The following is a 10533-nucleotide window of genomic DNA, read 5'->3' as shown; positions in this document are numbered from 1 at the left end:
CGAAAGCCTCGCCACGGCCCACGCGCGCCGCGCTCAAACATCCATGGCGCCACCGTCGTCCCAGGTGGCGGCCTTGCTCAGCCTCTCCACCGCGACCGAGAAAACATACCCCGCGCCCCGTTCGGTCTTGATGTACCTGGGCCGCGACGCGTTTTCCTCGATCTTGCGCCGCAAGCGCAGGATCTGAACGTCGATCGACCGGTCGTAGACGTCGTCGTACAGCCGGCTCGCCTCGAGCAACTGTTCGCGCGTCAGCACCCGGCCCGGCGAAGCCAGAAAAGCGTTCAGAAGACAAAACTCGCCGTTGGTGAGCGGCACGTTCTCGCCCGCGGGCGAGGTGAGCTTGCGCGTGCCGAGGTTGAGTTCCCAGCCCGAGAAACGGTATGCTCGCGCGTCGATCTGACGCCCGCTTGCGACAACCGCGGCCGTGGAGCGGCGCAGCAGCGCCCGTACGCGAGCGAGCAGCTCGCGCGAACTGAAGGGCTTGGTCAGGTAGTCGTCGGCGCCGAGCTCCAGCGCCATCACGCGGTCCGCTTCGTCGCGACGGCCGGACACCACGATGATGGGCAACGTGGACTGTTCGCGGATCCTGCGTGCGATTTCGATGCCGTCCTCGCCTGGCAGGCGCAGATCGAGCACCACAAGATCGATCGCGCGCTCCTTCAGCGCCTCAGCCATTTGCTTGCCGTTGGCCGCGACGCTCACGCGCATATCGTTTTCGCCCAGATAGGCGGCGATCAGATCGCGCACCGCCTCGTCGTCGTCGACCACGAGCACGTGAGGAAGATTGATGTCGTTCATAACGGCCAAGCTTTGACTAACCGGGGAAATTATAGCGGCAGTTGCGCGCCCGGCGACCGGCCTGCCGGCGCGCAGTACGTCTGATGATTGCTTCCACTTTCGCGCAACGTCCCGATAACCCGAACCCAATGCAGATGGTTAGTAATTCTTATCAGATCCGGCATCCTGCTTTTCATCACGGCACTAAAGACGGCACCCGCATGGCCCCGGCATACAGTCAGCATGGCGACTCGCGTGTCAAGGCGTCGCGGACCGCCTCGGTCAGGTCGGCGCACAGCACCGGTTTCTTGAGTACCGCGCGTACGCCAAGCGAGCGCGACTCCTCCTCAACGACGTGGGTGCCGTAGCCACTCATCAGCAGGACCGGCAAGTCGGGGCGCACCGAGCGGATCTGCCGGATCAGGTCGATGCCGGTCATTTCCGGCATCGTGTGGTCCGTCAGCACGAGATCGAAGCGCTGCGGATCGGCGAGGAATGCCTCCAGCGCCTCGCGCGGCGAAGAAAATCCGAGCGGCTCGTAGCCGAGCTCGGCCAGCAGATCCTCGCAAAGTTCGACCAGCGCACGCTCGTCGTCCACCAGCAGGACCGTCTCGCCGTTTCCGCGACACGTTTCGATGGCGGGCGTCGGCGGCGCGGCCGGCTGCTGCGCGGACAAGGGCAGATAGATGTTGAACTGCGTGCCGCGCCCGAGCTCGCTCCGCACTTCGATTGCGCCGCCATACTCCTTGACGATGCCGTCCACCAGCGAAAGGCCGAGACCTGTCCCGCCTATCGTCTTGCGGGTCGTGAAGAACGGATCAAACATGCGCTCCTGGACTTCGGGGCTGATGCCCGCCCCGGTATCCGCCACCCCGATGCACACGTAGTCACCGGGCTGGAGCGTTCCCGAATGCAGCGCGCGGGACTCACCTGGCGCGACTTCCCGCACCGACACGGTGATCGTCCCCTGCCCCTCCAGCGCGTGACGCGCGTTGCTGCACAGATTCATCACCACCTGATGGAGGTGTGTGGGATCTCCGACCACATAGGCCTGCGGCGCATCGAGCTGGAGAATGACCTTCACCTCGGGCGGCAGGCTTGCCTTGAAGAGCTCCACGGTCTCGACGAGGACCGGCTCGACATGCACCGGCAGCCGCGCCGTCATGCCGCTGCGGCTGAATGCGAGAATCCGCTCGACCAGCAGGCTCGCGCGCATGCCTGCGTTGAGCACCTGCTGGGCGTCGCGCCGCAGCGGCGAGTCCGCGCCGAGCGCGCGGAAGACGCGCTCGCCGTAGCCCAGAATCGCGCTGAGGATGTTGTTGAAATCGTGTGCGATGCCGCCTGCGAACGTGCCGAGCGCCTCGAGCTTCTGCGACTGGCGCAGTTGCGCCTCGAGTCTCAGGCGTTCGGCCTCGGCCTCGCGGCGCGCGCTCACGTCGTCGATCACGGCGACCAGCATCCCGCCCAGCGCGCCGGTTTCGGAGAGACGCGAAATGGTGATCTCCGTCCAGATGACCCGGCCGTCCCTGTGTAGATAGCGCTTCTCGAACTTGACAGTGGAGCGCTCGCCGCGTTCGAGCTCCGCGACCTTGGCGCGCGTGAGCTCGATGTCGTCGGGATGCGTGATGTCGGACGGGGCCAGCTGATGCAGTTCGTCCAGCGAATACCCCACCATGCGCTTGAAAGCGGGATTGGCGACCATGTAGGGCTGATTGGGCAACAGCATCACGATGCCCACCGGCGCATCGTCGAACACGGCGCGCCAACGCTGCTCGCCAGCCCGCAGTTCCCGGTTGGCCAGCGCCTGACGGCGAACCTGACGCACCATCAAGTACAGCAGGACGAGAACGAACGACGAGATCGCCAGCGTGCGCGCGAGCGTCGCCCAGGTATTGCGGCGCCAGTCGCGCAGGATGTCCGCTCGCGGACGGCCGACCTCGAAGGTCAGCGGATAGCCCGGCACCGCGAATCGTGCGGTTTCGAGGTCGTTCAGCTCCTCTTGTCCAAGGGAGGCGCTCACCGAGCAGCGAAAGCCGCTTGCGGCGCCCTTGCCTGCCAGCGTGAGGATCAGGTGTTCGTCGCGCGCCATGTCCGCCATCCGGGCGAGCAGCGCGCCGCAGTCGATGTTGGCCACAACCGGGACGACGCCCCGCCCGTTCTGCGCGGCGAGGCGAACGAGCAGCGGGAATGTCGCCTCGCCGGCAGCCGGCGAGGCGGCGGCGTGTGCAGACGACGGCCAGCATGAGTGCACCCAGGCGCCGCTCGCGCGCGCGTCGTCGACGATGTCGCGCTCGAATCCGCAGCCGCCGGCTTTGAGCGAGCGAATTTGCGGGATGCGCGCGCGTGCCCCCTGCTCGAACGCCGCGAATGCGTCCTTGCCGGCCAGGCCGGGCGTCAAATCGGCCTCGTGCTGGAGCGTCGCCGGAATCGGGTCGATCGTGCTGCCGATCTGGTCGGCCAGCACGCGCGCCACGAGTTCCACCGTGCGGTGGCCCGCGGCAAGGCTGGTTTGTCGATCCTGGTGAAGGTTGTAGAAGGCGGCCACGCAGACGAGCGCGACAAGCAGGATGCCGCCTACGACCGTCGTGCGGTAACGGCCGTGAATCGGCCAGCCGTCGTAAGCACCGGCGGCTACGTCGGAGTCCGGCGTGAACGGAGTTCGCGCAGCAGGCTTCACTGGACGGGTCCGCCCATGAGTTGTCTTACGTTGGCAACGAGCGCGTCGCAGTCGAGCGGCTTCGCGAGCACCCGGTCGGCGCCCAGTTGCCGCGCGACCGACGCCGCCGTGGCCGCATTGAACCTGAAACGGCCCGAGATGGCAATGATCCGCGCGTCGGGATGACGCGCGCGCAAGGCGCGCAGGCTATCCGCGCCGCCCGTCTTCGGCTCGCCGAGGTCGACCACCAGCAGCCGCGCTGCCGCGCCCACACGGGGCGCCGCGAGCGACGCCGTCGCAGCGAAGCCCGCATCGTGCAGGGTCGCGACGATCAGGTCGCGCGTCACCGGGTCGTCCTCGATAACAAGAATTTCGTCCGCGCTCACAGTATTCCCTTGCCTCGCCGCCATGCGCACCCAGCGCAGGCTGGCAACACGATGGTAGGTGAGCGGGGTTACCCGCCGGTTTCGGGCCGCACACTGCAAGATTACATTCGAAACATACGCCTGCCACGCCTCGCGCGGAGCGGCCGCCCACGGCGACGCACCGGTCGAACGCCCCGGCGCTGTGCCATCTTGCGGGCATGGACGGCACGACTTCGCGCCGCTCAGCTGCCGAAGTAAATATTGCAGAACGACACGGGACCCACGCATTGGTCCTTCTTCGCGGTCTGCTTTTCCGGCGCGGCGCGGCCTGCCGACTGCGCCACCGACTGCGTGCCGTTGTTCGACGCGGCCTGGGTGCTCGCGGCGTCGGCTTGAGGCTGGTTGCCCTGCGCGTGAGCGACGGCGGCGCAAAGGGACAGGGAGAGAACGAGGTATTTCAGGGACTTCATGGCTGGACTCCAGACAAACAGCAAAACGTGCTGCGGCGGGAAGAACTATAAGACGCCGCGGCGTCCTAATTAAGTGGCCACTGCGGAAAGGATTCTTTCGCACAAGTCGCACAAGTCGAACATGACTCGCGCAGGCGCGGGGCGTGCTGAGGAAGGGCCGCACTCGCGCGTCGCCCGCTGCGCCGTGCGAATTTCGCCTGTGCAATGCGATCGCACGTTGCATCAACACCGGTTGCCGGCCTGACGATGAAACGGCGCGTCCGGGTCGAGCAGCGCACTGCGCATGAGGTAGAGGTCGCCCGATAGCTGCTCTAGCGCGGCCTGACGCGGCCCTTGCCCGGTTCTTCCGAGCTCCTCGGCCACCTTGTCCAGCGCGCGGCTCGCCGCGCGGACGACCAGTGCAGTGCGTCGCGCATCGGGTCGCTCGAAGAGGTCCGCTGCGCGACGGCCGGCCTGTTCGACGCAGCGCAACCAGCGGGGGCGGTCCGACGGGCGCAGAGAGACAAGCGTTGCGAGGTCCGTGCGCAGATCCAGCAACGTCTGCCCCACTTCGAGCGTGGCGAGAAGCCAGTGCCACGCTTCGTCGTGGCGCTGCGTGCCTGGTGTCAGGAGCAAGCGCAACTGCGAGGAAAGATCGTGAGTGCGCGAGCGAAAGCGCGCATCCGCCCCATCCAGCCGGGTTTCCCATGCGAACGCCACTTCGCGGCGCAGATCGCGCTGGATGCGGCCCACTACCCACGGCGCCTGCAAAGGAAACACGATCGTCGCCATGATTACGGCGATGACCAGCGCCGCGACCGCGGCGAGCCCGTTGTTGAGCAGCGCTTCCGGCGCGTAGCCCATCATGTTGTCCGGGCCGGCCAGCACCACGAAGAACACGCACAGGCCGATACCGTAGCCCGACATGGCCGGCCGGCTCGCGAGGAACGCACTGCCTGCGACGATCGGCGCGAGCACGACGCAGAGCAGCGGAAAGCCTTCGATGGCGGGATAGACAAAGCACATGTAGACATAGCCGACCGCCACGGCCGCCGCGGCGCCCAACGCGATCTGCATCGCCAGCTTCTCGGGGCGCGGCGCGGCCGAGGTCAGACCCGCAACGATCGCGGCCGCGATCACGGCAAATCCGCCGCTCGGCCATGCCGTGAACAGCCAGAACGCACCAGCGGCGCCCACGGTCAGCGCGTTGCGCACGAAGGTGAGCGCGACCACGTAGGAGCTGGTCCGCGTGGGAGTGTCCGGAGCGCGCGGCGAAGGGCTCGGGCCCGGCGCCGTGGCACCGGCCTCGAGGTAGTCGAGCAAGTTGCGCAGAAGGCGGCGCAGCGCTTCGCGCATGGTGCGCGCCTCAACGGCCGAAGAGGTTGGCCCATGGCCGGCTCCGGCCGCCGCCTCTTGCGCAACGGGTGCGAGCGAGGCGGCGAGACGCGCCAACGCCATTACGGACTGCGAATCGGGCGCGTCGTCGGAAAGGCCGTCGCGCAACCGGTCGATGAGTTCTGCCGCCTGCAGCAGCGACGGCCGCACGTCCGCTATCAGCGCAGCCGCGCCCGTGTTGTCGAGCCGTTCGATCTGCTGCCCCAGCATGTGCAGCCGGGAACAGGTCGCTGCATATTCGCTGTCGATCCTCGCTAGCCGCTGGCTGCGCATGCGCAGGTTCGGGTCCTCGTACGAGGCGAACGTACGAGCGGCTTCGAATCCCGCGATGCTGCCCGCGAGCCGCGCGAAGCGCTGCTGGAACGCAGCATGGTCGCAACGGCCGGCAAGCACGTCCGCGCACAGTTCGAGAATCGCACTGCGGCGTTGGCGTTGGCCGTGCATGAGCGCGGTGCTCGCGCGAACGGGGAACACGAGCGCGCTGATCGCAGCCGAACTGAGGATGCCGATGGTCACTTCCGCCGCGCGCGTGAGCGACGCATTGAACAACGCATAGGGATGCATGACCACCGGTATGCCGACGAGCACCGCCGTATATCCGGAGAGTACGAACGCGTACCAGCGAAAATGCCGGAAGCGCACGGCGAGCGCCGTGCACGTGGCGGTCCACAGCGTCAGCACCGTCAGATACAGTTCGGGCTGCTGAGGAAACAGCGCACCGAGGACCACGGCGGCCGCCGCGCCCGCCGCCGTGCCGAGCACACGGTAGAAACTCTTGGCGAGCACCATGCCGGTCACCGGCTGCATGAGCACGAACACCGTCACCATCGCCACGCGCGGCGCCGGCAGTTCGAGCGCCATCGCCACGCCCAACGCGATGAGCGCCGCACACGTGGTCTTGAAGAGATGCAGCCAGATCAGGCCGTCGCGCGCGGCGAAATCGGCCATGGCGCGGCGCAGACGCGTCGAAAAAAACTCGTGTGGGGCGCGGGGCGCTGGCGATTCGGAGACCGGTCGGGAAGTCACGATTGCATTCAGGGGCGTCGCCTGGCGCCGGGCAAGCCGCGCGCCTCGACTCTCGATGCGCCCGGTTCGCCTCGGCACAAGGAGTGATGGAGCCGAACGCACGCCCCGCCTCTCGCGCGGCGTGCACTGGCGACAGAGAATCGGCCGCCGCCGTTGCAGCGCGATTTCGGGGGCCGGGCGCTTTCGTTACAGTTGAAACAGCAACGTGTAATGCCTCACATCGATCGTGCGCGAATACGTATCGGCAGCACGCCGAGGCAGGACGCCCCCGCACTTCGTTTCATTTGAAACACGCCGCATGCGGTGCTGAAATGGCATCGAAACCACCGCCCCGTAGAATTCGCACACTGTCGTGGACCCGCGGCTTTGCCGCGCACAGCCTCGGAACCGCGTCGCGGGCAGTCAGCGAACTGGAGGAGCATCTGTGCACGCGCCTTCTGCACCGATCCACGCGCCGCATTTCCCCGACGCCCGAAGGACTCGTCTACGCCGAACGTTGCCGAAGGATTCTGGCCGACGTGGTGCGGGCCGAAGACGACACCGCACGCGCCGCCGACCACCCGAGCGGACTACTGCGCGTGCACAGCTTCGCGAGCCTCGGCCACCGGCACATCATGCCCGCAATCCAGGCCTACCGGGCACGCTATCCCGACGTCTAGGTGGAACTGAGCCTGTCGCAGACGCTGGCCAATCTCTTCGACGGCACCTGCGATGCGTCGGTCGTCGCGTTTTCGCCGGCGCCGGACGCCAACCTTGCGTCGCACCGTCTGGGCTGGTCGCACAGCATTCTTTGCGCTTCACCCGGTTATCTCGCTGCGCACGGCGTGCCGCGATCGCCGGACGATCTGAAGGCGCACGACTGCCTGACGCTTCGTACAACGATGTTATCTTCGCGAGCGTAGCGCCTCGAAGGTCCCGACCGGGTGCCCGTGACACTCGCGGTCGACAGCGTGGTCAGCATCAACATTGCCGAATCGCTTGCAACGGCCGTCCGCGAGGGCATGGGCATCGCGCCGCTCCCCGCCTAAGCCGCACTCGACCGGAACAATCGATACCGCGCGGCGACGCGCCTTTGCCCCTCACGCAAGCGGCAAAGGCGCGCCGTCCCGGTGCCGCATGCCCGCGCACTTCGCCACCTCCACGAAATCGCGCACCACCTTCGAGTGGTCGTCGTAACGGTAAGCGAGCAAGACGCGAGCCGTGGGCTGCGTACCTTCGATTTCGTGGTACGTCACGCCTTGCGGATGAAGATCGCGAATCGAATTCGGCACGATGGTCACGCCGAATCCCGCCGCAACCATGCTGACCGCCGACGCCACCTGTGTGGACTGCTCGCCCAGTTGCGGGCTGAAGCCGCAGTGCTGGCACGCGGCGATCACGTCGTCGTACAGCACGGGCGCGATAGCGCGCGGGAACATGATGAGACGCTCTGCCGCAAGGGCATCGAGCGGTACCCTGTCCGCGCCCGCCAGCGCGTGCCGCGCGGGCAGTACGACCAGCATGTTCTCGTCGAGCAGCGGCTCCAGCTTCACGAGCTCTGTTGCCCGCAAGGTCTGGCGAATGATGGCGACGTCGATCCGCTTCTCGAGGAGGTCGTCCATCAGCGCCGAGATATTGCTCTCCGACGGCGAAATCGACACCTGCGGGTGCGTTTGCCGGTAGGACGCCATGACGTCGGAGATGACCGGATGAAACACGATCGAGCTGGCGAGGCCGACCCGTATGCGCCCGCTCTGACCTCGCGCCGCACTCAGCGCACGGCACTTCGCCTGCTCCACGAGCTCGAGGATACGCACGGCGTCTTCGTAAAGCACGCATCCCGCATCCGTCAACTCGACGCCACGCGTGAGGCGCCGAAAGAGCGGCGCGCCCATTTCCCGCTCCAGCTTGTGAATCTGCTGGCTGATCGGCGGCTGCGCCATGCCGAGACGCTCGGCTGCGCGCGTGAAATGCCGCTCTTCCGCAACGGCAACGAAGTACTTCAGGTGGCGAAACTCCATATCGAACTCGTATCGAAAACGACCATTCGCGATATTAGACGCCACGGCGCCTGGGAAACATACTTTCTCCAACGCAACACTCTTTCAGGAAATCGCATGATCAACCCCACTCCATGCTCGTGCGTCAGCGACATCGCACGATCATTCACACGTTTTGTGCGCGACGGCCAACCGGAAAGCGAGTTGTACCAGACCTCGCTGATGAGCGCCCTCATCGACGGCGTGTATGACGGCGACATGACCATCGAGCAATTGCTCAAGCACGGCGATTTCGGCCTCGGCACCTTCAACGAACTCGACGGCGAACTGATTGCGTTCGACAGCGAGGTGCACCAGTTGCGCGAAGACGGCAGCGCCCGCGCGGTCCGCCCCGACCAGAAAACCCCGTTCGCCGTCGTGACCCATTTCCGCCCGACGATGTTCGGCTCGCTGACCAAGCCGCGCACGAAGCAGGAGGTGCAGGCCGTAATCGACGAGCTGATCGGCTCGCCCAACGTCTTTTGCGCGTTCCGCATCGACGGCCGGTTTTCCCGCGTCGAGACGCGCACGGTGCCGCGCCAGGCCATGCCGTACCGTCCGATGCTCCAGGCGATCGAGCATCAGCCCATCTTTGCGTTCGAGGAAACCTCCGGCACGCTCGTCGGGTTCCGCTGCCCCGAATACGTGCAGGGCATCAACGTTGCGGGCTTTCACGTTCATTTCATTACCGACGACCGCAAAGGCGGCGGCCACGTGCTGGACTACCGCCTGATTGAAGCGAAGGTGGAGGTGGCGCGCATCTCTAGATTGCGCATCGATTTGCCGCGAACCGAGCATTTCGAACGCGCCACGCTGCATTCCGAGGACATGGCAAGCGCCATCGAAGCAGCGGAAGGCTAAGCGTAAAACACGAGGATCGCGCGCCGGCATCGGTGGCGCGACCCGACTCAATATCTGATATGGAGAGCATCATGCTCAGGAAAACTAGTCAAACAGAAAAGACATGGACTTGCGGCGCCGACCTCGTTGTCGCCAACCTCGAAGCCAGGGGCGTCAAGCACGTCTTCGGCATTCCCGGCGCGAAGATCGACCGCGTGTTCGACTCGCTCGTCGACTCGACGATTGAAACGGTCGTGGTCCGCCACGAAGCGAACGCTGCATTCATGGCGGCGGCCGTCGGCCGCCTGACGGGCCAGGCGGGCGTCGCGCTCGTCACCTCGGGCCCCGGCTGCTCGAACCTGACCACGGGCCTCGCCACGGCCACCTCCGAAGGCGACGCCATGGTCGCCATCGGTGGCGGCGTGAAGCTCGATGACCGCCTGAAGCAGGTTCATCAGACCATGGACACGGTGGCGATGTTCAAGCCCGTTACGCGCTACGCCGCGGAAGTGGTCACGGGATCGACGATTTCCGAAGTGATGAGCAATGCGTTCCGCGCCGCCGAGGGGTCCCGCCCCGGCGCGTCGTTCGTCAGCCTGCCGATGGACATCGTCAATGCGCCGACGCAAGGCGACGTGTTGACCGGGTACGTGCCGCCCGCGCTCGGCGCCGCGGCGGCCGAGGCGCTCAGCGATGCCGCCGCGCTGATCCGCAACGCACGTAATCCCGTGCTGCTGGTCGGTCTGCTGGCGAGCCGGCCCGAGAACGCCGAGGCGATCCGCGAGTTCGTGACCCGCACCAACATCCCGGTGGTGGGCACGTATCAGTCCGCAGGCACCATCGACGCTGAAAATTTCAGCCGTTTCGCGGGACGCGTCGGCCTCTGGAACAACCAGCCGGGCGACGTGCTGCTCGAACAGGCCGACGTAATCGTGACGGTCGGGTACAGCCCTGTCGAATACGACCCGCCGCTCTGGAACAAGGACGTGAGCCGCCCGCTCATC

Annotated in this window: 10 protein-coding genes; 4 read left to right on the top strand and 6 right to left on the bottom strand. The window is 66.2% G+C overall.

Annotation, left to right across the window (positions count from 1 at the left end; all coding sequences use genetic code 11):
- Window positions 1-33: 33 nt before the first annotated feature.
- The 5 genes from VMJ11_RS17015 to VMJ11_RS16995 form a co-directional block, all read right to left on the bottom strand.
- Window positions 34-801: a response regulator gene (locus VMJ11_RS17015; RefSeq protein WP_325620557.1), complete on the bottom strand. Its 768-nt coding sequence runs from the start codon at window positions 799-801 to the stop codon at window positions 34-36.
- 217 nt (window positions 802-1018) lie between these two features.
- Window positions 1019-3457: an ATP-binding protein gene (locus VMJ11_RS17010; protein ID WP_325620556.1), complete on the bottom strand. Its 2439-nt coding sequence runs from the start codon at window positions 3455-3457 to the stop codon at window positions 1019-1021.
- The gene (locus VMJ11_RS17005) at window positions 3454-3822 is read right to left on the bottom strand and encodes a response regulator (RefSeq protein ID WP_325620555.1); all 369 of its coding nucleotides are present in this window, start codon (window positions 3820-3822) and stop codon (window positions 3454-3456) included. Before VMJ11_RS17005 ends, VMJ11_RS17010 begins: the two co-directional genes overlap by 4 nt.
- A 221-nt stretch (window positions 3823-4043) precedes the next feature.
- Complete coding sequence (locus VMJ11_RS17000) at window positions 4044-4271, bottom strand: hypothetical protein (RefSeq protein WP_325620554.1); 228 nt, start codon at window positions 4269-4271, stop codon at window positions 4044-4046.
- 222 nt (window positions 4272-4493) lie between these two features.
- A complete protein-coding gene (locus VMJ11_RS16995; protein ID WP_325620553.1) occupies window positions 4494-6593 on the bottom strand; it encodes an FUSC family protein in 2100 nt (699 codons plus the stop codon).
- Between the two features lie 389 nt (window positions 6594-6982).
- Here VMJ11_RS16995 and VMJ11_RS16990 point away from each other — a divergent pair, with 389 nt between their 5' ends.
- Complete coding sequence (locus VMJ11_RS16990; protein ID WP_325620552.1) at window positions 6983-7330, top strand: LysR family transcriptional regulator; 348 nt, start codon at window positions 6983-6985, stop codon at window positions 7328-7330.
- A complete protein-coding gene (locus VMJ11_RS16985) occupies window positions 7331-7573 on the top strand; it encodes a LysR substrate-binding domain-containing protein (RefSeq protein WP_325620551.1) in 243 nt (80 codons plus the stop codon).
- 177 nt (window positions 7574-7750) lie between these two features.
- On the opposite strand, the gene VMJ11_RS16980 is transcribed toward VMJ11_RS16985, so the two are convergent.
- A complete protein-coding gene (locus tag VMJ11_RS16980; RefSeq protein WP_325620550.1) occupies window positions 7751-8671 on the bottom strand; it encodes a LysR family transcriptional regulator in 921 nt (306 codons plus the stop codon).
- 96 nt (window positions 8672-8767) lie between these two features.
- Here VMJ11_RS16980 and budA point away from each other — a divergent pair, with 96 nt between their 5' ends.
- Both budA and VMJ11_RS16970 read left to right on the top strand, forming a co-directional pair.
- A complete protein-coding gene (gene budA, locus VMJ11_RS16975; RefSeq protein ID WP_325620549.1) occupies window positions 8768-9550 on the top strand; it encodes an acetolactate decarboxylase in 783 nt (260 codons plus the stop codon).
- Between the two features lie 71 nt (window positions 9551-9621).
- The coding region (locus VMJ11_RS16970) for a thiamine pyrophosphate-binding protein (protein ID WP_325620548.1) at window positions 9622-10533 on the top strand (912 nt) is incomplete at its 3' end.

Source organism: Paraburkholderia sp. (assembly GCF_035501035.1).
Taxonomy (GTDB): domain Bacteria; phylum Pseudomonadota; class Gammaproteobacteria; order Burkholderiales; family Burkholderiaceae; genus Paraburkholderia.
Note: the sequence above shows the minus strand (reverse complement) of the source record. Positions and strands in the feature narration are given on the sequence as shown.